We start from the raw sequence: 23,927 nt of genomic DNA, 5'->3' as shown, positions 1-23,927 counted from the left end.
TATCCATGTAAAGTACAAATAAATTAAATAGGAAAAAATGTACTGCATTGAAATTTCAAACAATTAATGTACATTCACTTACCCTTGAAACCCGTGGCATCAGAATAACCACCAATAGCGCTATCTGTGTTTTTTGAAGACCTATACAAAAGAGACCAGGACCAAAATTCAATAATTGTTAAACCAAAACTACATGAAGAAAAATCTATTGCCATTTTCATTCCCCCTCTTGCTGTTACTGTTGCTGGCATCCTGCTCCAAAGACTCTCAGGAAGTCAAACTCGCCAAAGGGCTTGCCACCACCCCAAAACAAGACAGAGGATTTTTGATTCTTACTGAGCAAAATGTCGATCAGAACGACATCTCAACAGCACTTTCTAATCTCGGCGTAAAGCGTTTTGTATTCAAAGAATCCAATAAGGAATTGGGGCTCATTCGTGTACAAACTCCTGATCCGTCCTTTCCTGAAAAAGCAAGGAAAGTAGCTGGTGTACAATCTGTATCAATTGACCTGGTACAGAACTGGCGCCTGCCGGAGCGTAATTTCCGCTCTTCTATTCCTTACAGCACAAACGCCCCGTCTACTGTCAATGCTAAATCAAGTGCCAGTGCCCTTACAGACAGATACAGCTTTCTGCAATGGGGTCTACAGGCAGTACATGCCCCCGAAGCATGGGCCAAAGGTTACAAAGGCGCTGGTGTAAAGGTAGCCGTACTCGATGGCGGTTTCCTGCTCAACAACCCTGAAATCAAGCCTAACATTATTCTTACCCACAGTTTTGTGGAAGGTGAAGAAGTACAGTACCATGGCGAAGAAGGCTTTAGCCACGGTAGCCACGTAGCCGGTACCATCGCCGCTGTGAAAGATTCCAATGGCGTAGCCGGTGTAGCTCCGGAAGCTAAACTGATACTCGTAAAAGTATTGTCCGACGCTGGTTCAGGAGCCTTTTCCAGCTTCATCGACGGCATCTTCTATGCCACCAACCATGGTGCTAAGGTCATCAACATGAGCATTGGTGGTGAACTGCCCCTCAAGACTTTCGTAGATGACAACGGTACGCCCGACGATCCATCTGACGATTACGTAGTGGAATATGACCGCGATGTAAAAGAACTGATCACCGCTATCAACAGAGCCACCCTGTACGCCACCCTGAAGGGTACTACACTGATCGCTGCTGCTGGTAACGATGGGTACAACTACGATGTAGAAAAACGCTTTATCACCTACCCTGCAGCAGCATTAGGTGTACTGGCTATTTCCTCTACCGGGCCGCTGGGTTGGGGTATTAACCAGGATACGTCTCTCTACATCCCTTCTATCTTTACCAACTATGGTAAGAACTTTATTCACTATGCCGCTCCAGGCGGTAACTACACGCTGCCTCCAAATACCACCGTTGTGAACGTAGGAGGTATCATCAACTACGAATACATATTCGACTTTGTCTTCAATATCGGTTACTGGGATGAAGCTTCTGCCACCTATTACTATGGCTGGGCAGCTGGTACCAGTATGGCTTCGCCACATGCTGCGGCTGTAGCTGCGCTGATTTACAACAAGTATCCGTACGCCAATCCATTGCTGGTAGATCTGATCCTGAAAGCATCGTCTACTGATTATGGTACTCCGGGTAAGGATAAGTACTTCGGTGATGGTGAAGTAAACGCCGCGAAGGCAGTCCGCTAAAGACTAACCATTTACATATATACGCCCAAATGAAAACGCTTTTGCCACTGGCAGAAGCGTTTTTTTCTTTTAATATCAATATCAGGTAAAATATGCGCACTCAAACCGTGAAGATTCCGCATATTACAGCCTGAAATAAAAACAGGTCGAATACATGAAGAAAACAATCGTTGCTTGCTCCGTTTTATTTGCAGCTATGCTGTCTGTAAAACAAGCAACAGCCCAGGAAACTGATGGCTTGCACCACATGTCCAAGGAGTATGTAGCTCCTACCGATCCGCTTGTGATCCGTAAACTGGATAAATGGCAGGACCAACGCTTTGGCTTATTTATGCACTGGGGTCCCTATACCCTTTGGGAAGAAGTAGAAAGCTGGAGCATTTGCCCTGATGACTGGGTAGTGAGAAAAGGCCCTTACTCCGCTGATTACAACGTATATCGCGAAGCTTATGAGAAATTACCGAATGAATTCAACCCGGTAGATTTTAACCCGCAAAAGTGGGCAGATGCCGCTAAGAACGCCGGTATGCGCTATGTGGTATTTACCACCAAACACCACGATGGTTTCTGTATGTTCGATACCAAACAAACGGACTACAAGATCACCGCTCCGAATGTACCTTTCTCAAAGAATCCAAAAGCGAATATCGCAAAGGAGATCTTCGATACTTTCCGCAAGGACAGTTTCATGATTGGTGCTTATTTTTCCAAACCGGACTGGCATAGCCAGGATTTCTGGTGGAAATACTACCCGGTAATGGGTCGTAACACGAACTATAATATCAAAATGTACCCTGAGAAATGGGCTGCATTTAAAGAATATACTTACCGCCAGATCGAAGAACTGATGACCAACTACGGTAAGATCGACATTCTCTGGCTGGACGGCGGTTGGGTAAGACCAGGTGGCAAACAGGAAATTGACATGCCTAAGATCGCTGCCATGGGTCGTAAAAATCAGCCAGGCCTGATCGTGGTAGACAGGGAAGTACCCGGTGAATTCGAGAACTACGCAACACCTGAACAAACGCTTCCTGAAAAACCACTCCCTTATCCATGGGAAACCTGTATGTCTATGGGCGACAGCTGGACGTATACCCATACCGACCAGATGAAGTCTTCCCTGAAACTGGTGACCCTGCTGGTAAAGATCGTATCAAGAGGTGGTAACTTCCTGCTGAACATTGGCCCTAGCGCGAAAGGCGACTGGACACCACAGGCTTACGAAAGATTGGCCGACATCGGTGCCTGGATGAAGATCAACGGCGAAGGCATTCACGCTTCCCGTCCGGTAGCACCCTACTCTGATAACAATGTGTACTATACACAAGCGAAAGACAGCTCTGCTACTTACGCCTTCTTCACGTCCGACAGCGATGTGGTGAAATTGCCTGAAACAGTGGCATTCGCGATCGAAGCACCTGCTAAGATCAAACGTGTTTCCCTGCTGGGTACCAAAGCTAAACTTAGCTGGAAACTCAACAACGGCAAACTTGAAATTAAAATACCTAAGAATTTACAACAACAAAGTGGCCTGAAATACGCCGCTGCGTTCAAAGTAGAAGCTTAATAAAAGGGGGGATTCTTCAAAGAGAATTCAATCATTTTTCAAAAAAAGAGCTGGCCGCAAAGGATATTAATATACACCTTTGTGGCCGGCTCTTCTCTTTTTCCAGAGCTGGTCCAGCATCTCCTGCCGTACCGTAGCGCTCATATACTTCTCTCCGTTTAGTACTGTTTTTACTGCATACTCCATCTCTTCTTTCTTCGCACTCTTACTCAGGTAACCATCTGCTCCCGCCAGTAGATTGTCAATCGCAAATGTCCTTTCATCGGCTGCTGTATACACCATGACCCTGATCTCAGGGCATTTCGCTTTGACTGGTCCCAATACTTCGGGGTGCAAATCGGTAATTAACAGATCCACACACCGGGAATCCAATAGGGTCATTGCTGCATCGAGGGTATCGGCAGTTTCAATCCGGGTGGGCTGTGGCATCGTTGCTATGATCTGTTTGAGTCCATAACTGAATATAGATGGGTCTAAGGCTATCAAAATAGTTTTCATCAATAAAGACTATGATTACATCTAGTAAAATTATCATATTATAAATTCCACATTTGTAGTACTTATACTACAGACTTATAGAATATCTACTATGTGATGAAGATCAGTCCATTGGTACTTTTGCAATGCGATATGAGATGAAAGGTTACAGTTTAGCCTATGTGAAAACCGATCCTATGTGATCAATTTTTAACCGTTCTCCCTGTATATGGATAAAAAGATTGCGCTGTTCAGCATAATGCTGCTCTCTGCCACCCTTTCGAATGCACAATATGTTTTAAAAGAAGCGGATAAACAGGCATCCTTGTATAATTATTCTGCTGCGATTCCTTTATATAAGAAAGCATTCAGCAAAAAAGTAACAGTCAGAGCCATTCGTGGAGTTGCTGATAGTTATCAGTTACTGAATGACTATACTGCTGCTGAACCCTGGTATAATAAACTGGTCGCGCTTCCAGAACATACTGCCAACGATGAGCTGCATTATGCAAAAGTGTTGATCAATAATGCAAAATATGCTGATGCGAAAGTAGCACTTGAAGGCTACCTTGGTAAACAACCGAATGACCCGCTGGCGATCAGCATGAAACAAGGTTGTGACAGCGCCGTGAAGTGGAAAGTGAAACCGGTGAAAGGGGATTTCGAGAACCTGAAAGCCATGAATACACAGTGGTCCGATTGGGGTACTGGCTTCAGAAACGGTAGGTTTGTATTTGCATCAGATCGCCCATATGATTCTTTGCGTCATGATCGCCTGTTTAATAATTCGAACATCAGCAGAAAGAAATACGGTTTTACCGGCCGTAGTTATCTGCACCTGTACGAAAGCGATGGGTTTGACAGTAGTACGACCCGCCTGCTTTCCCGCAATGTAAATGGGGATTATCACAGTGCGAAAGCAACGTATACCGCCGATGGCAATACCATGTATTATGCAGTGACGAATCTCGTAAAAAAGAAAGGTCGTTTTGCAGAGCAGTTATATACCTTAAATGTAGAACTGAAAGCGTCTAAATGGAACAACACCAATGGTAACTGGGAAATAGACAGCTTTCCATATAATGAGATCTTTGATTATAGTGTAGGTGATCCTTTTATCAGTGCTGATGGACGTACACTTTACTTTGTGGCTGATTTTGGTACACGTGGTTTAGGTGGTACGGATATTTACTACTGTACAAGAGGGAAAGACGGCAAGTGGGAAACACCTGTAAACATGGGCCCATCCATCAATACAGCGGGTAGTGAGCGCACACCGTTTATGGATAGTACGGGTGTGTTTTACTTTGCAACTGATGGCAGACCGGGTGTAGGTGGATTGGATATTTTCTCTGCAAAGCAGGTAAATGGTACCTGGGTGCCTGTAAATATGGGCTATCCCGTAAACAGTGCACAGGATGATTTCGCCCCTGCTTATAATACAGGCAAGACGATGTACTTCTCTTCCAACAGGCCAGGAGGGTATGGTAATGATGATATTTACCGCTTTACACCATGGAAGATCCTCGTGTTTAGCCTGGAAGGTAAGGCATTTGACAAAGCGACGAAAGGGCCACTCAGAAATGCTACTGTAGCACTCGCTAACAAGGCCACCGGCAATGTGTTGACGGCAGAGACAGATAATGAAGGTCACTACAAATTTGTACTGGATAGTTTGTCTGATTATGTTTTGAATGCAACGAGAGTGACTTATAATCCTGCTGAAAATAGTTTTGTGACTACAAATGGATTGACAGAATCACAGGTGATACACCAGGATGTGTGGTTACAGAAAATTGAGATCAAACAGGTGGCGGCGCCGGAAAAGAAACCTTTGATCATTGCGAAAGCAAATGTGAAGGGGCATAAAATAGACCTCGGTAACCGTTTCAATCCTGCGAATGTATATTTCGATCTGGGTAAAGCGAATGTACGACCAGATGCGGGAAAAGAGTTGGACAAGCTGATTGCGTTGATGAAGGAGAATCCAAACTGGAAAGTGGCGATGGGTTTCCATACGGATAGCCGGTCAGATGACAATTACAACATGAAATTATCACAGAAAAGAGCAGCTTCTGTATTAGCATATTTCGTATCCAAGGGCATTGCAAAAGAACGTATGACTGCAACTGGATATGGTGAAACGAGATTAATTAACCGTTGTGCAAACGGTGTGCATTGTTCGGAACAGGAACACCAGGCCAATAGAAGGACTGAATTTGAAGTGTTTGATAGATAGGCCCTGGTGTTTAGTAATAGGCGGTTCAATGAAATCATTGAACCGCTTTTTTCTTTGAAAGTGGTTCTCATTCCCCGTTGGTGAATTCCCTTTTTCATGAATGTTTTATTCTAGTTTCCCTGAATGGGTAGTATAAGCAACATTGTATTGCGTCCTCATCTGGTATTGTTTCTATAAATCTGGCATTGTTACCTTCAAAAAAGGCATGGCCCCATCTTTGTTTACTTATAAGACAGGATAATTCTCAAACCCTGATTAATTTCTACTGCAGCAGCGCTTGCATCTGCATTTCCGGGAGTCGGTTCTTTCCTCCTGCTGGGCTGTAAAGCTACTGTTTGGTTAATTTGACTTTCCGGAAATACAGAGCAGGCGCTGCAGCTTTTAACCTTGTTCGATGATGAATTTGCCTGAGCAGCAGTTAAAGGTATTAGAAGCAGCAAAAGATAAACTTAGAGAGGTGTTCGGCCATAAAAAATAGCATCATTTTTGCGCACTTTTATGCATGCAAAAATTAGTACTCCTACGCCACGGCGAAAGCCTCTGGAACCTGGAAAACAGGTTTACCGGATGGACAGATGTCGACTTATCCCAAACCGGTATAGAACAAGCCATACATGCAGGAAAATTACTCGCTGATAGTGGATTTCATTTTGACCTCGCATTTACCTCTGTGCTCAAAAGAGCAATTAAGACACTTCATCTGGCATTAGAATCTCTCAATCAGTTGTACATTCCTGAAGAGAAATCATGGCGTTTAAATGAGCGTTTCTATGGTGCTTTGCAAGGGTTAAATAAAGCTGAAACTGTGCAGCAATATGGTGAAGAACAGGTACACAAGTGGAGAAGAGATCCACACGAACACCCGCCAAAATTAGTGCAAACAGATGCTCGTTTCCCCGGAAATGACCCAAGGTATAAAGATCTGTTACCTACTGAATTGCCCTTTACAGAAAATCTCAGTGAAACCATGGATCGGGTACTGCCCTATTGGACGAATACCATCATTCCAGCATTGAAACAGAAAAAGCAAGTGCTCATAGTGGCTCATGGCAATAGCTTAAGGGCACTGATACAGTATATCGATCACTTATCTGATGAGGAAGTGACGAATTTAGATATTCCTACAGGAACACCGTGGGTGTATGAGTTGAATGATGACCTGAGCAGGATCAGGCATTACTATCTGAAGTAGGATCATCTGCTTTTGATGCTACCCCGTTTTTAAACATGATTAATTCTAAGGACCTGAGTGGAGTCATTGTATAGCCAACTTTTTCAACCATAGATTGGTGAAGAGGCTCAAACTCAGGCAGGGAAGCTATTTCATTACTAAACCTGTTATAATCCAGATAAGATTGATAATTATGAATTGTTTGTTGATTGGCGTTCTTTCCTGTTAAATATTGGTATACCCTGCTATCCCAGATAGCATAACTGGAAGGATTGATAAAGTGTAATATTTTTGAAACTCCTACCAGTGAGTTATTAAAACAGGCGCTCAATTCTTCTAAATCTGCTTCCGATAATGATTTCCCGTCCTTCGCCCTGTTCAAAATATAGACAACTTCCTCCCATTTATCAGATTTAAAATTAAAGATTCGTGGCATCCATCCGTAGGTAAAATGAATTCCTATTACCACATCATGTTTGGTAATTTCCTGTAGATCTGCAAAATATTTCAGGAATTCAGGATAAGCGATCAGATAAGATTTGTCTGTTGTAAAGACTACTTTTTTCTCATCCTCAATCAGTTTTTCAAGTGGAATTCTTTCTTTAATTATATCGTACATAACCGTTATTTCGGCTTCTTCTTCGATGACTGCTGCTGCTTTTGCAACGTCTCTTCGTTCATCTCCTCCGTAGTTTTCGGATTCGTCAAATCCTTCTTCTTCATATCCAACGGTTGCCCCACCGGATACTTTCCTAACTGCAACGCATCATGAAACACCTTATCTATATGCACCCACTTTCCTCCTTTCCACTTAAGCCCTTCATAATCCAGATCCGGCACATACGTCGAAGGTTTCCCTTTCTGATTCGTCTCAGAGATCAAATGATCATACACGATCATATCCATCTCCGCGTTATAACTCAAACTAATCGTCGCCTCCTTCTTATACTCCAATATAAACCTGTTCTTCAGCGGCTTCGGCACCGTATCCTCCGCAAAACTAAAGAATGGTCCGCCAAACACAGGCTTGCCATCCTTAAATGACAACATCTCTATCATCTTCTTCTGACTCCTCAAATTATTCGCATCCCAACCAAACAAGGTATAATAATCCGTATTAAAGAACCTGCGTTGCAATATCTTATAATACAAGCATCCATACCAGTTCTTATTATCCGTAATGGTATCCGTATTCAATATATAATCAGACGCATCGAACAGCGGGAACAACTTCAGCTTTCCATCCTCTGTACGCATCTGTATCGCCCCATAATGATGGAAAAAAGTATTCTCCCGCTCCACTCCCCATGTAAAAATGCGGAATGTGCTATCCTGCGGATATTGAATGGAAACCGTTGTAATTGAATCAAAAGGGAAATAAAAAGAATTCGGGGTCTTCAGCGCCTGCACCAGTTTCGGGATGAAACGATCACTGGCATTCTGCCGGGAATCTTCATCCCTGCCACGTAAAATAAGGTCAGATAAGTATTTGAGGGAGTCCTGCTGCGCGTTCAACGATGCTGCGTCAGTCGCACTGATTCTTTGCCCCCGTACAGTAGCAGCCACAAACAGCAGACAGGATAACCCAATTATGCGCACTTTCATCATAGCCTTATTTACGTTATATGAAACAAATTTATTGTATGATCTTCGAAAATTCCAATAAATTGTCACACTTAAAATCGATCATCGGATCAGGAAATGCCTGTTCCGGTTTTGTAGAAGGGATAAATACCGTCTTCATTCCCAACTGCTTCCCAAATTTCATATCTCCCATGGTATTCCCTACCATCACAGATTTACTGAAATCTATTTCAGGAAATGCTGCCCTTGCCTGCATCGCCATACCTGGCTGCGGCTTACGGCAGGGACTGTCATTATTCACATCCGGACAGTGGTAAATGGCATCTATCCTCCCCCCGTGTGTACGGATTTCGGATAGCATATGCCTATGAATGTCTTCTAACCCTTCTTCTGTCAGCAATCCTCTTCCTATACAACGCTGGTTCGTCGTGATCACAATACGGCCAAAACGGGCATTTAACACAGGCATCGCCGCCAGCACACCTTCCGAAAACCGGAACATATCCCATTGCAGCACATACCCATCTTTGATCTCCTCATTCATGACCCCATCGCGGTCCAGGAACAACGTCCAGCTATTATCAATTGCTATCATGCCAGTTCTTGCTGCGCCCGCTCATAATCAGCCGGTACGCCAATGTCTATAAAATAAGAATCACTCTCAAAGCCGTACACTTTACCGCTTTGCACCTGTGCTTCCAGTACATCTTTTTCAAAGGAGAATTTCTTTGGCAGATCCAGACTTTCCAGGTACTCCCTGTTCGCCACATAAATACCGCCATTGATCAGCCCTTCTTCACAATATTCCTTTTCGAGGAAAGCAGTGATCCTTTTATTGTCATCCAGCTTTACACTGCCGTAACGATCAAATTGCTTCATCGGTTTCAGTGCCAGTGACAACGCACTCCCCTTTTCTTCGTGAAAGTTTGAATAGTCAAACAGGTCTACATTAAAAAGGGTATCTCCATTCATGATGAAGAACGCGTCTTCTTCCAGTTCTTCCAGTGCATTCATGATCGCTCCACCGGTACCCAGCGGTTCTTCCTCGATCACAAAATCCACCTTCATCGTCCATTCGTTGGCCTCAATGTATTCTATCACCTGTTCTGACAGGTGTCCCAATGATAATACCACATGCGTCATCCCTTCTTTGAGCAGGTAGCGCAGCAGGTAATCTATAAAAGGAACATCGCCCACGGGGGCCATGCATTTAGGCTTATCTGCCACCACACTACGCAACCGGGTACCCAGCCCTCCTGCTAATACAATACATTCTGTAATCATGATCCGAAAAGGTTATTTTCTACAATTTCACAAATGATATGCCCAATAGTAATATGCGACTCCTGGATACGCGGCGTATCAGAAGAAGGCACGTTCAGCAGGTAGTCGCTTCCATCTTTCATTTTACCACCAGATTGCCCTGTCATGCTTACCACGATCATTCCTTTGGACTTGGCCACCTTGATGGCTTCCAGGATATTGGCAGAATTGCCTGAGGTAGAAATGCCGACAAATACATCACCTGCCTGACCAATACCACGCAGCATGCGGGCATACACTTCATTGTAACCATAGTCATTGCCGACAGCTGTCAGGAATGAGGTATTACAATGCAGTGCTTCGGAATACAGTGGTGTCCTGTCTTTATAAAAACGTCCGGAAAATTCAGCGGCCAGGTGTTGCGCATCTGCAGCACTACCACCATTTCCCGCAAATAATACTTTATGATTTTGCTGGAAGCAACCCGTCATCACACTAGCTACCTGTGCGATGGTTCTCACTAATTCTTCGTCGTTGATAATCGCCTGTTTTACCGCGATGCTTTCCTGTATAGTCTTAATTATTTTCTCTGTCATTGTTGCTATATTTAAATAGTCCAGGTGTTCACTCCCTGATGCGTAAAATGATAACGTTTTACCTGGCCACCAAAGGCATTCAGGGCATCGACTACGGCATAACGTGTATTCCGTGGACAGTAAAATATCATAAAGCCACCGCCACCAGCACCGGAGATCTTGCCTCCTGAAGCACCGGCAAGTTTGGCCGCCTCGTAAATTTCGTCTAATTGTGTGTTGGAAATACCTTTGGCCATGTTTTTCTTATGTTGAAAACCATAGTCCAGGATCTCTCCGATTTTATCGATCTCACCTCTCAGCAGTGCTTCTTTCATCATCACTGACTGCTCTTTCAGGTGGTGCATGGCTTCAATGCTGGATTCTTTCTTATCCGTTACATTCTTCTGTTGCTCAGAGATAATGCTGCTGGACAAACGGCTGGTAGAAGTATAGTACAATACCAGGTTATTCTCCAGTTCATCGAGGTATTTTTGCTTAATGCGCAGGGGATTCACGATCACCTTATCGCCGTAAAATTCCATGAAGTTCACACCGCCAAAGGTCGCGGCATACTGATCCTGTTTACCACCAGCCTGTTGCAGGTCTTCTCTTTCGATGCAGTAAGCCAGGTGTGCCATATCATATTCACCCAGCGGCAGTTTCAGCCACTGTGCAAATGCGCCCAGCACCGCCACCACCAGTGTGGAAGAGGTACCCAAACCGGAACCGGCCGGAGCATCTACAAAGGTCGTGAGTTTAAAACCCGATGGGACACCATAATCTTTCGCTACACGGTTGATGACACCTTTCAGAATATCCAGTTTACCATTATAGGCAAGGGGGAATACAGCTTCGCATTCCAGTTGTTCTTTTCTGTCTGCCGACTCAAAGATGACTTTGTTTTCAGCAATCGGCTCGATGGCAGCTCTGGCGTATAAAGAGATAGTTGCGTTCAGGATAGCGCCACCAAACATATCAGAATATGGACTTACATCGGTACCACCGCCTGCCAGTCCCAGGCGTAATGGTGCTTTACTACGATAGATCATGTTTAAATAATATGGACCAGCAAGATAAATGATTCCTGTGGCCGAAATTTTAAAAAACCGTTAAAATATCTTACAAACCTGTCAGGCGGAGAATTTCATTTGCCAGTCTGTCCCAGGAATACTTTTGCTTTTCTATGTGAACAGCCGCTGTCATATCGGCTTCCCTGTTGCCAACATAGTATTTTTCTATGGCGGCAGCGATATCTGCAGGATCCGGTTCGCATTGGAAACCCACTACATTGTCTGGCACCATTTCGACTAATCCTCCTACCCTTGTTACCACCATTGGTTTTTCGAAGTGGTAAGCGATCTGTGAAATACCGCTCTGTGTAGCGCTTTTATAAGGTTGCACTACCAGGTCGGCAGCACAGAAGTAGTTTTTAACAGCGTCGTTTGGAATAAAATCGGTGTGCATGAGTATGCGGTCACCCAATTGTAGTTTGGCGAGCAACTCCTTGTAAGGGGCTGCGTCTTCGTAGTATTCACCTGCTACGATGAGGTGTACATCCAGCTTTTTCATTCTTTCGTCGGCCATGGCCTGCATGAGCAGATCGAGGCCTTTGTACTGGCGGATAAAGCCGAAAAAGAGAATGTACTTTTTGTTTTCATCCAGCCTCAATACCGCTTTGGCCGCCGGTTTGGAAATCGGCGTACCATAGTTGTCATAAATAGGATGAGGTATGAGTGATACCGGTTTATCCGGTTCAAACACCTTGAGATCGTCCAGCACGGATTGGCTCATGGCGATGAAGGCATCCACCGGTTTCAGGAAGTATTTAGTAAAAGCCACATCGCCCGGACGTTTTTCATGGGGCACCACGTTGTCGAGGATAGACAAGGCTTTGGTATTTCCTTTTTTACCTAAACGCAGCAGGGAACCCAGGGCAGGGCCCATGAGTGGTAACCAGAATTTGGCAATGATCAGGTCTGGCTTCATTTTGCGGATTTGCCTGCCCACTTTCAACCAGTTCAACGGATTGATAGAATTAATCCTTCTGGTGATATTCAGGTGAGGCGGCGCCGCTTCAGTAGCATATTGACTTTTGCCGGGGAAAATAAATTTCGGGTATTGCAGGGTAAAGGTCCAGATCTCTACATCTGCGTCCTTTTGCAGTTCTTCAGCCAGTCTTTCATTGTAGGCGGCAAGACCTCCACGATAAGGCCAGGCGGGTCCCAGGATAAGTATCTTCTTTCTTCCCATCAGCAATTATTTCGTTCGGTCTAAAGTAGTTTCAACGAGGTAGTCGTTTCGTTCCACGGCATTTCTCGTCACCAGTTCACCAATGAAACCGGCGAGGAACAGCTGAGATCCAATGATCATGGCCAGCAGTGCCAGATAGAAGATCGGGCGTTCAGTCATTTTAAACACATCGTTGAAGATCTTTTCGTAGCCAAGATATCCTGCGATGACGAAACCGATCATAAAACACAAGGTACCCATCGCGCCAAAGAGGTGCATAGGGCGCTTGCCAAACTTCCCGATGAACATGATGGTAGCCAGGTCGAGGAAGCCGTTGATAAAGCGTTCAAGGCCAAACTTTGATACACCGTATTTACGGGCGCGGTGTTCCACCACCTTCTCTCCGATATTGCGGAAACCGTTCCATTTCGCAATAACCGGGATGTAGCGGTGCATTTCACCATATACTTCTATGCTCTTTATCACTTTTTTACGGTAGGATTTCAGGCCGCAGTTCATGTCGTGCAGCTTGACACCACTCATTCTGGTAGTGGTCCAGTTGTATAATTTAGAAGGGAGGTTTTTGGTCAGGGCGCTATCATAGCGTTTCTTTTTCCAGCCGCTCACGATGTCGAAGCCGCCTTCCTTGATCATGCTATACAGCTCTGGTATTTCGTCAGGACTATCCTGCAGATCGGCGTCCATGGTGATGATGACATCGCCTTTGGCCATTTTGAAGCCTTCGTTGAGGGCGGCAGATTTGCCATAGTTGCGCTGGAACTTGATACCTTTGATATTGGCATTGGCAGCGGCCAGGGTCTGGATCACCTCCCAGGAATTGTCAGTACTACCATCATCTACCATCCACACTTCATAGGAAAACTGGTTCTCCTTCATGACACGGTCTATCCATGCTGCCAGTTCCGGCAGTGATTCATCTTCGTTTTTTAAGGGAACGATTACGGAAATATCCATCTTAAGTTACTATGTGTTAAATGGTTACTTTCTACGAACGATCAGGGAAAGTATCGCAGAAAGGATGAATGATTTAATCAGCTTTTGCAGATAATTTATGACACTGCCTGCAATTGTCACGCCATATTCACCTGTTTCCGCCTCTTTTAGTTCCCTGTTGTAATCGGATTCAGAGTAACCCAGTGCTTTGTAAAGGTTTTTCATATCCCTCACATCGGCGATATGTGCCTGTTTCATCTGTTCTACCAGTGAAGGATCGATAAAATTGAATAGGACATAGGTAAAAATGACCCCAATCAGCAGGGAAATTACGAAAGTGGTAAAGATAGGCTGCAGGACGGTCTTAAAATCTATTTTTCCCCCATAGGCTTTTCTACGTTCCAGGCCGGCCAGGAGGGCGCAGATGGCGGTAACTGCAAGTTCGATGCCGCCAAAAAGGAGGCTTTGCAGTTTGATTGGGTTGGTGAAATAGAAGATCAGTCCGACGGCAACGACGGATAATCCTGCTATCAGGCCCCATTTAACGCCCTGGTTGGGAGAAGATGCATTACTCATACTCAAAATGACATTTATTATAGTTGGGCATTGGTGCCGGTGGTTTGGGCAGATATGCCAGTGATCTGGGCATTGGTACCACTAATGATCCCTTTTACAGACCCTTTTAACCGGGCGCCAAGATACGCCGAATTTTTGGACCTGCTCGCCAGATGTGCAGGGGTCAGCGTCCATTCTTCCTCCGGATCAAAGATGGTGAGGTTAGCTACCGCACCTACAGCCACACTGTGAGCAGGGAGGTTAAAGATCTTGCGTGGCTGAATGGCCAGCATATCGATCAGTTTTTCCAGCGGCACTTCCGGCAGGTATTGACGGAGTACGCCAAAGGCGCTTTCCAGGCCAATCATCCCATTCTTAGCATATTCAAATTCAAGGACTTTGGCATCCCAGTCCTGTGGCAGGTGGTGGGTGGCAAAGCAGTCGATCAGACCATCTTTCACCGCTTGTTGCAGGGCTATTACATCATCCTTGCCGCGGAGGGGTGGATTGACCTTGAGGTTGGAATCGTAAGATTCCAGTTGATTGTCAGTGAGTGACAGGTGGTATGGAGTAACGGAGCAGGTCACTTTTATGCCTTTCTTCTTTGCTTCGGATATGAGCTGGATAGATTTGGCGGTACTTACCCCGGTAAAGTGAATTTTGGAATCGGTGTATGCTGCCAGTTCCAGGTCCCGCTGAATGATCAGTTCTTCAGCGATGGCCGGTTTTCCGGGCATACCCAGCTGTGTGCTGTAGATGCCTTCGTTCATGAGGCCGTGCGCAGAGATACTCAGGTCATCAGGCAGTTGTATAATAGTGCCGTCGACGGCCTTTACGTATTGGAGGGCTTTGAGCATGATGCCTGGGCTCTGGATAGGTTTCAGGCCATCCGAGAAAGCCACAGCGCCAGCTTCGCGCATTTCGTACATCTCTGCCAGTGAAGTGCCTTCGATGTTTTTGGTAACCGCGCCTATGGGGAGCACCTGAACACCGGTGTGGCGGGTACGGCTGATGACGTACTCGATTTGCGGCTTGGTGTGCAGCGCGGGTTGGGTATTGGGTACGATGAGTACAGTGGTATACCCACCTTTTGCAGCAGCGGCGGCGCCACTTTGAAGGTCTTCTTTGTATTCCTGACCGGGATCAGAAAAGTGAGCGAATACATCGGTCCATCCTGGAGACACGGAGAGGTTTTTACCTTCTACGATCCGGGCATTGGGCGCAGAGATGTTGTTTCCAATCTGGCTGATGATGCCATTTTCGATTAAAATGTCCTGTTGCTGGCCATGGTTGGGAGCACCTGGAGCTGTGATCTGTACGTTTTTGAGTAATATATGCATGCTATACTAACTGAGTCTAAACCGTTCTGAAATACCGGGGACAAAAGTAATAGAATTTCGGGGTAAGGAGTGCAGGCGGGGATAAAAAAGGCTATTGGGGTGTGGGATGCACCTTTCAAGGTGTTGCATCCTGCTAAGTCCCCTCCTACTGTGGGAGAAAGTTGTTTTCAAGCTGTATAGGCAGGCAGGGGCCAGGCTTCAGGGCATAGATTCCTGGAATCGGCTATGGCCGGATGGTGGTATAAATACCCATTTACGCTTAGAAGAGCGTTTTTCATGTGATATGTAATATGGAGGCTGACAATGCTGTGAAACCAGTTATTGAGTGAGGTCACAGTGGTGATATCCATCTTTATTGCGATAATGAGTGGTAAGATTGAGTAAGGTCACGCAGGTGATATCCACCACTATTGCGATAATGAGTGGTAAGATTGAGTAAGGGTCACGCAGGTGATATCCATCATCATTAATAACCCGATATACAATACCTGATCAATGGGCAAAGAAATATTTTTTAACAAAAGCATGCTGCTGATTTTCTGTCATCCTATCAGCTTGCATGGATTCGATCTTTTTATTATCAAAATGATGATCTGTTTTCAACACATTTACCAGCTCAGTTTTAGCCTCAGTAGGGCCAAAAATTAACACCTCATCATAGCTTTCTATGACAGCAGCTATCTCTTTATAATAAGCAGATTCTTCATGCTGCTCTTTATGGTGCATTGCTTTTTCACCTTTATGCAAAGTCTCCTTCTTTTCCTCGTGGGTAAATTTTGAATTGATAGTTTTAATTTTCATTTCGCTACCTATCATTTCCATCAGGTTGGCACTTGCATGATCCATCCAGATACCTATATATTTTTTTTCCATAACTTTTCTACTTTTGAATAATTTGAAACAAATTCGTTTAGCAATGTATTGTAGTCGTCTAAATTGCCAACGGTGATAACCGGCTTCGCTACATTTGGAATTGTAACAGGCATCTCAATAATGTATTTAGATAATTCCGGAAAATCCTGGTGAATACCCATTGTGGTATTCATAATGGCATTATTAATTTCATTTTCTGTTTTCATATTTTTATCATTTATTTAAGTAAAACCCCTTCAGGAAATTATAATTTAGAAAGCGATCTTTTTTTGTAATTTAAACTGTGGAATAACAGGTTTTCAAAAATATTTATTGTGCACACATTCCACCATCAATTACCTGTGTAGTACCAGTAATAAACTGACTGTCATCGCTGGCAAGAAACAATACCAATTTTGCAATTTCGATAGGCTCAGCATAACGACCCAATGGGATAGCAGCCTCAAATTTCTTCTTTATTTCTTCGCCATGACCGGAGGATGCACCTTCTTCTATCGAACGCATCATCCGGTTGTTTACCGGCGACGGATGAATAGAATTAACCCTGATATGCAGGGGCGCCGCTTCAATAGCTGTTGTTCTCATAATACCGACAACAGCATGTTTACTGGTTACATAGGCACTTAAACCAGCAAAGCCCAATAGCCCTGCTACTGATGACGTCAGGATAATGCTTCCGCCTGTATTCATTTGGGGTAAGGCATATTTATTGCCCAGCCATATTCCTTTTACATTTACGGCAATTACTTTGTCAAAAATAGCTTCAGGATAATCTGTAATGGGTTTCACCACGCCTTCAATACCGGCGTTGTTAAAAAAAACGTCAATCTTTCCAAATACACTTACCGCTTCATTGATGTAACGTTCCACATCAACTGCCTTTGACACATCAGCAGTACAATATTTCACCTGGTCACTGTTTAATTCCTCCACACAATTTTTCAATGCGTCTTCCGAAAGGTCAACCAGCAATACTTTTGCGCCTTCTTCTAATAACAATTTTGCCGTTACTTTTCCTATACTGCCTGCGCCACCGGTTATAACCGCAACTTTATTTTCTAACTTTTTCATATTGTTTTGTGTTTCTAATATCTGTTATATCAATTCCTGTTCATTCAATCTCAAAATGATCCATTGACTGGTAGCAGCAGTACAACATTTTGAAACCGTTGAGGAAATTAATAGCATTTCATACTACTTACCTGTATATTTTTTAAATCAATATACTACACGGCTTGCAGAAGTAGATACTTTGAATTTGCGTTGAACATGGAATAAATGGAATTTAAAAGGTGGTATATTTTTCCATAATGAATAAAAACGGTGGAAAATAACGCTTCCACCGTATTAATATTTTTTAGTCGACAAGCATAAATTCATAGTCAACAACTAATTCATTTTTTACATCCAGGATACCAGGTGTTTTCCAGGCGATACGGCCTGCTTCATCTCTCTGGTACCAGGAATTGACCGTTCCTGTTAATGTAACAGTTGTTCCAGATACAGATACGTTAATATCATTATCCTTTACGGACCAGTTTCTGGCAATGGCATCTTCAACTTTCTTCTTTTCAATCACATCGTGGCTTTCCAGTTTGATTTGAATGTTGTTGGTTACACCTTTCACACCAGTTAGATAACTGACAGCATTTTGTGCTGCTTCTCTCTGGTAATGCCATGGTAATTCACCTTCTAATGTAACCCACCCCTCTTCTACTTTTACCATTACCTTGTCTTTAGGAATTGCCCAGTTATGTTTCAATGCAACCAAGACTTCACTGGCTACTTCACTATCTGTTTTAATCCATGAGTTTGGAAATTTAACAGCGATTTTTTCAACCAGCGCTTTTACCCCGATTACTTTTTTGGCAGCATTTTCGGCTTCCAATTTCTTAGCGTAGCTATCTACTGTTCCTGTTAAAGAAACAATACCGTCTTTGGCTGTAACACCAATTTCTGCTACATTCAATAATGGCTCCCATTTGATGGCATTTTGAACATCTCTTTGTAATTCTGCATTATTTTTCATTTCGGAATAATTATGGATTGCAGCGAAAATGTTGCAACACCACAAAGGTGAAGATTTGGGTACTTTAAACTGTTATACAGTTATTAAAATAAGTTGCATGATTCACACATTATTTTGAATTTCATGTCGCTTAAAATAGTATTGCAGAATTCTGTAGTGGAGACGTGTTGGCGGATCTGAATGAGCAACACATCAAAGAAAATTTATATTTTTCTTCCATTCTCCATACATTCAATTTCTGTTTTCTCCTTTTTAATGTCCTGACGAATAAAACTAAACAGGCTCATGTAAAAATTAGCTACCCAGACCAATGAAAACCCCGCAATCAAATATCCACGCCAGTCATCCATCAGTAATTTATACCCTGTTAAAAGAAGGATTGCTATAGCTATATAATGGCTAAAGCAATATTCACAGGTAAACAGGTAAAAAAGCTTTCGCACTAATAAAGTTCTGGCTGTTTTACTTTTTTTACTGCAATAGTCTCTTGGTTCCCTGAATACCTCTTCATGTGTAACTGTCCATGCTATGCAGGCAACGGGTATTGCCAACAAAAAAAGCCATGCTGTTTGCAAAAAAATAGTCATACCAGTGTTGGTTTCTTTTGATAAATAAGATAATCAGTATATTTTCTCCCCTATTTTTACCAGCGTAAATGCGATAATGATAAAGCAATCGAAAAAAAGTGGGAACCAACATTACCTTGATCTGCTACCTTCCAAAAGTGTATTATTTCTTATTTTTCAATTTCTGCACTTTAAAAACAGGCATCGGTGCTGCGTACAAGGATTTGCCGGCCGTATAATTCCTATCCATTTCTGTCATAATTGCATATACTGCTATGCTGATGATAGATGCAAAAAAGCACCAGACAGAAAGTATATAGTGTTCATAAAACATTGCAGAAATAATATATGAAATCAAAATCGCCAAACCCAGCATCCATATTCTTTTAATGGGTGAAAAGAAAGGAGAAACAACGGTGGCAAGTGCATATAATACAATACCATATTTTCTGAGTGATGGAGGAAAATCTAATTTATATGCAATGTGGTACCCAACAATATCAGCCTTAACCGGATATTTTATTAAACACCAGGCAAAATATACCCCTACTATTAATCCTGCAGCAACTAAGTAACGCCCCATCCGCTTTCGGCCGGCTTCTTCTTCCAGCAGTAATATGGCAACCGGCACCCAAATAGGCCAGACCACCTGTGCAAAAAAAAGGAAAATATAGGTGAAGGAAACCTGGGTTGCCAAATATGCCGGATTGGGTAAGGATAGCCATAGTACTCCTTCTGCTGATTGCTGTACCGCAAAAATAAGGGGTATGGCCGCAAACATAATCTGAGAGGAATGTTTCACTTTTTTAAAAGTGGCCACTCCAATAATGGCAAGCACAACACCTGCGCTAAAACTTGCAGTGGCTGAAAAGCACATAGGATTTTTTTTTGCTGAATTAATTTAAACAACCAATTAGTTCATTAATATGCTACCCTTCAGCCCTCTCCGGAAAAGGATTGGTTGATGGCAGTTGGTTATGTTTTTTGTGTGTGCCTGACTGAAAAAGCTTTAATAGATTTATCAAGGTCTTTTTCAAGTGTATTGATCAGGCCTTTATTATTAGCAGTCAGGGTTTTCTTTACTGAAACAATCAGCTTTTCTTTCAATTCTTTAATCTCTTTCTTTTTCATGATATATAATTTGATTTGAATATAGTATTCAACTTGTAATGTATTTAATGAATTAAAAAAACCGGTAAGCATTCTTCCCGTTTTTCTTAATGTCATTCATCCATTAATGAATAATTATAATAAACCACCAGTTCATTATCTACTGACCATACGCCAGGTGCATTAAAGGTAATCCGTCCTGCTTCAGTTTTCTGGTACCAGGAATCCACAGTACCTGTCAATGTAGCCTTATGCCCAGATACCTTAACATTAATGTCATTTTCATAAATTGACCAGTTACGTTTAAGTGCGCTTTCTATATCTGCTTTAACAATGGCTGCATTTAAATCAGATTTAATTTTGATATTGTTTGAAACCCCCGTTACCCCTAACAGATTCTTTACAGCATCATTAGCAGCTGTTCTTTCATAATGCCATTGAAATTCTCCTTCCAATGTAACCCATCCTTTTTCTACTTTTACTTTCACATTGTCGTTTGGCACACGCCAGTTCCATTTAAAAGCATTTAATATTTCGGAAGCAATCTCATTGTCATCATTTGGAGCATAAGAGCTACTGAATTTAACCTCAATTTTTTCAACAACTGCCATAACACCAGCTACATTCTTTGCAGCATCTTCAGCTTCAGATTTTTTAGTATAATTATCTACCACACCGGTAAGTGTTACTACACCATCTTTTACGATTACGCCAATTTCTGTTGCGCTCAATAAAGGCTCCCATTTGATGGCATCCTGAACATCCTTCTGTAAGTCTGTGTTATTTTTCATTTTATTAAAATTGAAATTGCAAATGAATCTTACAATTATGTAAGGTCAGTTTATATCGTACAGCACTCCTTTACTGTCATTATTCTCTCGTATTCACGGCTGCAAGAGGAGTGATTTGGTTTATTATTAAGTAAAGGTCGGTCTATCCGGACTGGAAAGTATTACACAATAAAAAGAATGAGTTGTATTATTCACACATTTGAATGACTGTGTTACGTATTATAAGTAACTTGGATTTTTTAAGCATTAATAAAGGTTTGCCAGGGAACCGTTCTAACAGCGATTCTAAAATGGGTAGATCATAAAGTAAAAGGAATGGTGAAATTAATAAATATTTGAAACGATCAAACAACGTCATGGAATCAGAAATACCTGTAACCTCCAAACCGGAAAAATTTTTACTATCCAAAAAAGCAGATTCATTCTTCAGGGATATCTATAACGTTTATATATTCATTTTACAGTATTTTAAGGAACTCTTTTCAGTACCATTTGAATGGAAGGAATTAATCAACCAATGTTACCAGGTTGGTTATAGATCATTACCCCTTATTTCTTTAACAGGTTTTATAACCGGTACTGTATTTACAAAGCAATCCCGCCCGTCCCTGTCAGAGTTTGGGGCTACCTCATGGCTTCCCTCATTAATATCAATTGCCATCATCCGTGCGCTTGCTCCTTTGGTTACGGCTTTGATTGCCGCAGGAAAAGTAGGTTCTAATATGGGAGCCGAATTGGGCTCCATGAAAGTAACCGAACAAATTGATGCAATGGAAGTATCAGGTACCAATCCATTTAATTATTTAGTTGTAACAAGAATCACAGCTATCACTTTAATGCTTCCTATATTGGTGATTTACACCGCCCTGATCGGGATGCTGGGTTCTTATCTAAACATTCATCAAAATGAGTTGACAAGTTTTCCTGCCTTTATCAGCAGCGCTTTTAAAACAATTTCATTTCTTGATATTTCCGCTTCCGTTTTCAAAGCACTCTGTTATGGTTTTACTATTGGTGTAGCTGGCTGTTACCAGGGATATTATGCACAGAATGGAACCAAGGGCGTAGGAACTGCTGCAAATGTAGCAGTAGTGCTTTCGATGTTTATGATTTTTGTGGAAGAAATGGTAATTGTACAGGTTGTAAATGCATTTAGATAAAATGAATAGCGAGTTATGGATGAATCAGCAACAAATAATAATGACACAGTAATTTCTATCAAAGATTTAAAGAAATCCTTTGATACTAACATTGTACTGAACGGGATAGATATCGATATTTTAAAAGGAGAAAATCTTGCAGTGCTGGGTCGTTCCGGAAGTGGAAAATCCGTACTGATAAAAATAATCTCCGGCCTGCTAAAACCTGATAGCGGTACGGTAAAAGTACTAGGTCAGGAAGTGGATAAATTAAGGGGAAAGGCATTACAGGCACTGAGATTAAAAATTGGCTTCTCTTTTCAAAGCAGTGCTTTGTACGACAGTATGACCGTCAGAGAAAATCTCGCGTTTCCACTGGTAAGAAATAAACGCAACTTAAAAACAAAGGAGGTGAATGAAGCCATTGAATCGGTGTTGAATGATGTGGATTTATTACAAACCATCAATCAAATGCCCGCTGAACTTTCCGGAGGGCAGAGAAAACGCATCGGCATTGCCCGTACTTTGATAATGAAGCCGGAGATAATGTTGTATGATGAGCCTACATCGGGGCTTGATCCCCTGACCTGCATAGATATAAATACCCTGATTGTTAAGGTTCAACAACAATACAATGCCAGCTCAATTATTATTACACATGACTTAACCTGTGCGAAAGCTACTGCCGATAAAGTCACCATGATAGTAGATGGCAGGTTTTTGACACCCGGAAGTTTTAACGAAATATTCAATGAAAAGAATACAAATGCAAAATCTTTTTATGATTACAATTTTATTAACGACAAATGACTACATTAAAAAATAACCGTCCCATAATTGTTGGGATATTTATACTGCTGGGCCTTGCGATATTAGTGGTTACCATTTTCACCTTAGGGGGACAGAAAAAAACATTCGTAAAATCGTATACCATATATGCGGTTTTTAATGATGTAGGAGGTTTAATAAAAGGCGGCAATGTTTGGTTTTCTGGTGTAAAAGTGGGTACAGTCAAGAACATCTCATTCTATCAAAATTCGCAGGTGCTGGTTACGATGAACATTGAGAAAGCAGCTCAATCACATATCCATAAAGATGCAATGGCAAAAATCGGTTCAGATGGACTGATAGGCAATAAAATAGTAATTATTTATGGCGGTAGTGAAAACATGCCCCAGGCCGAGGCAAATGATCTTCTACATGTCGAAAACATAGCTGGCACTGATGATATGCTGGCAACCTTACAGGCCAACAATAAAAATCTATTGGAAATAACAAACGATTTTAAGAGTATAAGTAAAAAGATCGATAGTGGGAAAGGAACATTGGCTACATTATTAAATGATCCTGCAATGGCCAATAAGCTTTCCAACACATTTGACAATTTACAGGCTACCGCATCAAATTTTAAAGCCGTTTCTATAAACAGTAAAGATGTTTTATTAAATCTCAAAGATTTTGCCGGCAAAATCAATAAGCCGGGTAATTCAATAAATGATGTGGTTACAGATACAGTCATGTATGCTTCTATTAAAGGGACATTATTCCAATTGAAAAAAGCAGCGGATGCGGTGACAATATTTACAGGCAACCTCGAAAAAGTAAGTGCAAGACTGAACCAGGATAACAATGTAGCAGGGGTGTTATTGAACGATTCACTGGCAGCCGCCTCCATTAAAATCACTTTAAAGAACCTGGAAACCAGCAGTCAGAAATTAGATGCAGACCTTGAGGCATTGCAACACAATTTTTTATTGAAGTTGTTTACACTT

At 42.4% G+C, this 23,927-nt stretch carries 26 protein-coding genes; 7 read left to right on the top strand and 19 right to left on the bottom strand.

The window, feature by feature from the left end; all coding sequences use genetic code 11:
• Positions 1–193 precede the first annotated feature (193 nt).
• Together BW716_RS18225 and BW716_RS18220 are read left to right on the top strand one after the other, a co-directional pair.
• The gene (locus tag BW716_RS18225; protein ID WP_083724574.1) at positions 194–1,690 is read left to right on the top strand and encodes a S8 family serine peptidase; all 1,497 of its coding nucleotides are present in this window, start codon (positions 194–196) and stop codon (positions 1,688–1,690) included.
• A gap of 154 nt (positions 1,691–1,844) precedes the next feature.
• Positions 1,845–3,260, top strand: coding sequence for an alpha-L-fucosidase (locus BW716_RS18220; RefSeq protein WP_083724572.1), 1,416 nt, complete (start codon positions 1,845–1,847; stop codon positions 3,258–3,260).
• Between the two features lie 66 nt (positions 3,261–3,326).
• On the opposite strand, the gene BW716_RS18215 is transcribed toward BW716_RS18220, so the two are convergent.
• Positions 3,327–3,758 (bottom strand): response regulator transcription factor, encoded by a 432-nt coding sequence (locus tag BW716_RS18215; RefSeq protein WP_083724570.1) that lies wholly within the window; start codon positions 3,756–3,758, stop codon positions 3,327–3,329.
• Between the two features lie 208 nt (positions 3,759–3,966).
• On the opposite strand from BW716_RS18215, the gene BW716_RS18210 reads away from it, so the two are divergent.
• Together BW716_RS18210 and gpmA are read left to right on the top strand one after the other, a co-directional pair.
• A complete protein-coding gene (locus BW716_RS18210; RefSeq protein WP_083724568.1) occupies positions 3,967–5,976 on the top strand; it encodes an OmpA family protein in 2,010 nt (669 codons plus the stop codon).
• 502 nt (positions 5,977–6,478) lie between these two features.
• Positions 6,479–7,168 (top strand): 2,3-diphosphoglycerate-dependent phosphoglycerate mutase, encoded by a 690-nt coding sequence (gpmA, locus tag BW716_RS18205; protein WP_083724566.1) that lies wholly within the window; start codon positions 6,479–6,481, stop codon positions 7,166–7,168.
• On the opposite strand, the gene BW716_RS18200 is transcribed toward gpmA, so the two are convergent.
• The 18 genes from BW716_RS18200 to BW716_RS18115 all read right to left on the bottom strand — a co-directional run bounded on the left by BW716_RS18200 (position 7,146) and on the right by BW716_RS18115 (position 21,016).
• A complete protein-coding gene (locus tag BW716_RS18200) occupies positions 7,146–7,766 on the bottom strand; it encodes a hypothetical protein (protein ID WP_083724564.1) in 621 nt (206 codons plus the stop codon). The two genes, gpmA and BW716_RS18200, sit on opposite strands and share 23 nt — an antisense overlap.
• 5 nt (positions 7,767–7,771) lie before the next feature.
• The gene (locus BW716_RS18195; protein ID WP_083724562.1) at positions 7,772–8,755 is read right to left on the bottom strand and encodes a hypothetical protein; all 984 of its coding nucleotides are present in this window, start codon (positions 8,753–8,755) and stop codon (positions 7,772–7,774) included.
• Positions 8,756–8,783: 28 nt separating this feature from the next.
• Complete coding sequence (locus BW716_RS18190; protein WP_235643829.1) at positions 8,784–9,326, bottom strand: HAD-IIIA family hydrolase; 543 nt, start codon at positions 9,324–9,326, stop codon at positions 8,784–8,786.
• A complete protein-coding gene (locus tag BW716_RS18185; RefSeq protein WP_179091176.1) occupies positions 9,323–10,015 on the bottom strand; it encodes a nucleotidyltransferase family protein in 693 nt (230 codons plus the stop codon). Before BW716_RS18185 ends, BW716_RS18190 begins: the two co-directional genes overlap by 4 nt.
• Positions 10,012–10,590, bottom strand: coding sequence for an SIS domain-containing protein (locus tag BW716_RS18180; RefSeq protein ID WP_083724560.1), 579 nt, complete (start codon positions 10,588–10,590; stop codon positions 10,012–10,014). The genes BW716_RS18185 and BW716_RS18180 overlap by 4 nt, the downstream gene beginning before the upstream one ends.
• A gap of 11 nt (positions 10,591–10,601) precedes the next feature.
• The gene (locus tag BW716_RS18175) at positions 10,602–11,618 is read right to left on the bottom strand and encodes a dehydrogenase (protein ID WP_083724558.1); all 1,017 of its coding nucleotides are present in this window, start codon (positions 11,616–11,618) and stop codon (positions 10,602–10,604) included.
• Positions 11,619–11,688: 70 nt separating this feature from the next.
• On the bottom strand, positions 11,689–12,819 hold the full coding sequence (locus tag BW716_RS18170) for a glycosyltransferase (RefSeq protein ID WP_083724556.1): 1,131 nt from the start codon (positions 12,817–12,819) through the stop codon (positions 11,689–11,691).
• Between the two features lie 6 nt (positions 12,820–12,825).
• Positions 12,826–13,773: a glycosyltransferase family 2 protein gene (locus BW716_RS18165; RefSeq protein WP_083724555.1), complete on the bottom strand. Its 948-nt coding sequence runs from the start codon at positions 13,771–13,773 to the stop codon at positions 12,826–12,828.
• 24 nt (positions 13,774–13,797) lie between these two features.
• Complete coding sequence (locus tag BW716_RS18160) at positions 13,798–14,328, bottom strand: DUF4199 domain-containing protein (protein WP_083724553.1); 531 nt, start codon at positions 14,326–14,328, stop codon at positions 13,798–13,800.
• Positions 14,329–14,345: 17 nt separating this feature from the next.
• On the bottom strand, positions 14,346–15,647 hold the full coding sequence (locus tag BW716_RS18155) for a dihydroorotase (protein ID WP_083724551.1): 1,302 nt from the start codon (positions 15,645–15,647) through the stop codon (positions 14,346–14,348).
• Between the two features lie 492 nt (positions 15,648–16,139).
• Positions 16,140–16,520, bottom strand: a complete 381-nt coding sequence (locus BW716_RS18150) for a hypothetical protein (protein ID WP_083724549.1) — start codon at positions 16,518–16,520, stop codon at positions 16,140–16,142.
• Positions 16,502–16,726, bottom strand: a complete 225-nt coding sequence (locus BW716_RS18145) for a hypothetical protein (RefSeq protein WP_083724547.1) — start codon at positions 16,724–16,726, stop codon at positions 16,502–16,504. The genes BW716_RS18150 and BW716_RS18145 overlap by 19 nt, the downstream gene beginning before the upstream one ends.
• A 103-nt stretch (positions 16,727–16,829) precedes the next feature.
• The gene (locus BW716_RS18140; RefSeq protein ID WP_083724545.1) at positions 16,830–17,591 is read right to left on the bottom strand and encodes an SDR family NAD(P)-dependent oxidoreductase; all 762 of its coding nucleotides are present in this window, start codon (positions 17,589–17,591) and stop codon (positions 16,830–16,832) included.
• 286 nt (positions 17,592–17,877) lie between these two features.
• Positions 17,878–18,549, bottom strand: coding sequence for a BON domain-containing protein (locus BW716_RS18135; RefSeq protein ID WP_083724543.1), 672 nt, complete (start codon positions 18,547–18,549; stop codon positions 17,878–17,880).
• A 203-nt stretch (positions 18,550–18,752) separates the two neighbouring features.
• Complete coding sequence (locus tag BW716_RS18130) at positions 18,753–19,136, bottom strand: hypothetical protein (protein ID WP_083724541.1); 384 nt, start codon at positions 19,134–19,136, stop codon at positions 18,753–18,755.
• Positions 19,137–19,278: 142 nt separating this feature from the next.
• Positions 19,279–19,992 carry a DUF6629 family protein gene (locus tag BW716_RS18125; protein WP_083724539.1) on the bottom strand — a complete coding sequence of 238 codons (714 nt, stop codon included), beginning with the start codon at positions 19,990–19,992 and terminating at the stop codon, positions 19,279–19,281.
• 98 nt (positions 19,993–20,090) lie between these two features.
• On the bottom strand, positions 20,091–20,246 hold the full coding sequence (locus BW716_RS36795; RefSeq protein ID WP_179091175.1) for a hypothetical protein: 156 nt from the start codon (positions 20,244–20,246) through the stop codon (positions 20,091–20,093).
• A gap of 92 nt (positions 20,247–20,338) precedes the next feature.
• On the bottom strand, positions 20,339–21,016 hold the full coding sequence (locus BW716_RS18115) for a BON domain-containing protein (RefSeq protein ID WP_083724535.1): 678 nt from the start codon (positions 21,014–21,016) through the stop codon (positions 20,339–20,341).
• 335 nt (positions 21,017–21,351) lie between these two features.
• Between BW716_RS18115 and BW716_RS18110 the strand changes: the two genes are divergently transcribed.
• The 3 genes from BW716_RS18110 to BW716_RS18100 all read left to right on the top strand — a co-directional run.
• Positions 21,352–22,176, top strand: a complete 825-nt coding sequence (locus tag BW716_RS18110; RefSeq protein WP_235643827.1) for an ABC transporter permease — start codon at positions 21,352–21,354, stop codon at positions 22,174–22,176.
• Between the two features lie 15 nt (positions 22,177–22,191).
• Positions 22,192–22,965 (top strand): ABC transporter ATP-binding protein, encoded by a 774-nt coding sequence (locus BW716_RS18105; protein ID WP_083724531.1) that lies wholly within the window; start codon positions 22,192–22,194, stop codon positions 22,963–22,965.
• On the top strand, positions 22,962–23,927 hold a 966-nt coding region (locus BW716_RS18100; protein ID WP_143708895.1), incomplete at its 3' end, for an MlaD family protein. The genes BW716_RS18105 and BW716_RS18100, both read left to right, overlap by 4 nt.

This window comes from [Flexibacter] sp. ATCC 35208 (assembly GCF_001975825.1).
Taxonomy (GTDB): Bacteria; Bacteroidota; Bacteroidia; order Chitinophagales; family Chitinophagaceae; genus Chitinophaga.
The sequence above is the reverse complement of the archived record's forward strand: the minus strand, read 5'-3'. Positions and strand labels throughout refer to the sequence as shown.

Excerpts from the sequence above, each read along its gene's own strand:
- BW716_RS18155 (WP_083724551.1), bottom strand. The coding sequence starts at position 15,647 with ATGCATATATTACTCAAAAACGTACAGATCACAGCTCCAGGTGCTCCC.
- BW716_RS18215 (WP_083724570.1), bottom strand. The coding sequence starts at position 3,758 with ATGAAAACTATTTTGATAGCCTTAGACCCATCTATATTCAGTTATGGA.
- BW716_RS18145 (WP_083724547.1), bottom strand. The coding sequence starts at position 16,726 with ATGAAAACAGAAAATGAAATTAATAATGCCATTATGAATACCACAATG.
- BW716_RS18105 (WP_083724531.1), top strand. The coding sequence starts at position 22,192 with ATGGATGAATCAGCAACAAATAATAATGACACAGTAATTTCTATCAAA.
- BW716_RS18195 (WP_083724562.1), bottom strand. The coding sequence starts at position 8,755 with ATGATGAAAGTGCGCATAATTGGGTTATCCTGTCTGCTGTTTGTGGCT.
- BW716_RS18175 (WP_083724558.1), bottom strand. The coding sequence starts at position 11,618 with ATGATCTATCGTAGTAAAGCACCATTACGCCTGGGACTGGCAGGCGGT.
- BW716_RS18200 (WP_083724564.1), bottom strand. The coding sequence starts at position 7,766 with ATGTACGATATAATTAAAGAAAGAATTCCACTTGAAAAACTGATTGAG.
- BW716_RS18185 (WP_179091176.1), bottom strand. The coding sequence starts at position 10,015 with ATGATTACAGAATGTATTGTATTAGCAGGAGGGCTGGGTACCCGGTTG.
- BW716_RS18225 (WP_083724574.1), top strand. The coding sequence starts at position 194 with ATGAAGAAAAATCTATTGCCATTTTCATTCCCCCTCTTGCTGTTACTG.
- BW716_RS18165 (WP_083724555.1), bottom strand. The coding sequence starts at position 13,773 with ATGGATATTTCCGTAATCGTTCCCTTAAAAAACGAAGATGAATCACTG.
- BW716_RS18135 (WP_083724543.1), bottom strand. The coding sequence starts at position 18,549 with ATGAAAAATAATGCAGAATTACAAAGAGATGTTCAAAATGCCATCAAA.
- BW716_RS18150 (WP_083724549.1), bottom strand. The coding sequence starts at position 16,520 with ATGGAAAAAAAATATATAGGTATCTGGATGGATCATGCAAGTGCCAAC.
- BW716_RS36795 (WP_179091175.1), bottom strand. The coding sequence starts at position 20,246 with ATGAAAAAGAAAGAGATTAAAGAATTGAAAGAAAAGCTGATTGTTTCA.
- BW716_RS18170 (WP_083724556.1), bottom strand. The coding sequence starts at position 12,819 with ATGGGAAGAAAGAAGATACTTATCCTGGGACCCGCCTGGCCTTATCGT.
- gpmA (WP_083724566.1), top strand. The coding sequence starts at position 6,479 with ATGCAAAAATTAGTACTCCTACGCCACGGCGAAAGCCTCTGGAACCTG.
- BW716_RS18190 (WP_235643829.1), bottom strand. The coding sequence starts at position 9,326 with ATGATAGCAATTGATAATAGCTGGACGTTGTTCCTGGACCGCGATGGG.
- BW716_RS18220 (WP_083724572.1), top strand. The coding sequence starts at position 1,845 with ATGAAGAAAACAATCGTTGCTTGCTCCGTTTTATTTGCAGCTATGCTG.
- BW716_RS18140 (WP_083724545.1), bottom strand. The coding sequence starts at position 17,591 with ATGAAAAAGTTAGAAAATAAAGTTGCGGTTATAACCGGTGGCGCAGGC.
- BW716_RS18130 (WP_083724541.1), bottom strand. The coding sequence starts at position 19,136 with ATGACTATTTTTTTGCAAACAGCATGGCTTTTTTTGTTGGCAATACCC.
- BW716_RS18115 (WP_083724535.1), bottom strand. The coding sequence starts at position 21,016 with ATGAAAAATAACACAGACTTACAGAAGGATGTTCAGGATGCCATCAAA.
- BW716_RS18210 (WP_083724568.1), top strand. The coding sequence starts at position 3,967 with ATGGATAAAAAGATTGCGCTGTTCAGCATAATGCTGCTCTCTGCCACC.
- BW716_RS18160 (WP_083724553.1), bottom strand. The coding sequence starts at position 14,328 with ATGAGTAATGCATCTTCTCCCAACCAGGGCGTTAAATGGGGCCTGATA.
- BW716_RS18180 (WP_083724560.1), bottom strand. The coding sequence starts at position 10,590 with ATGACAGAGAAAATAATTAAGACTATACAGGAAAGCATCGCGGTAAAA.
- BW716_RS18125 (WP_083724539.1), bottom strand. The coding sequence starts at position 19,992 with ATGTGCTTTTCAGCCACTGCAAGTTTTAGCGCAGGTGTTGTGCTTGCC.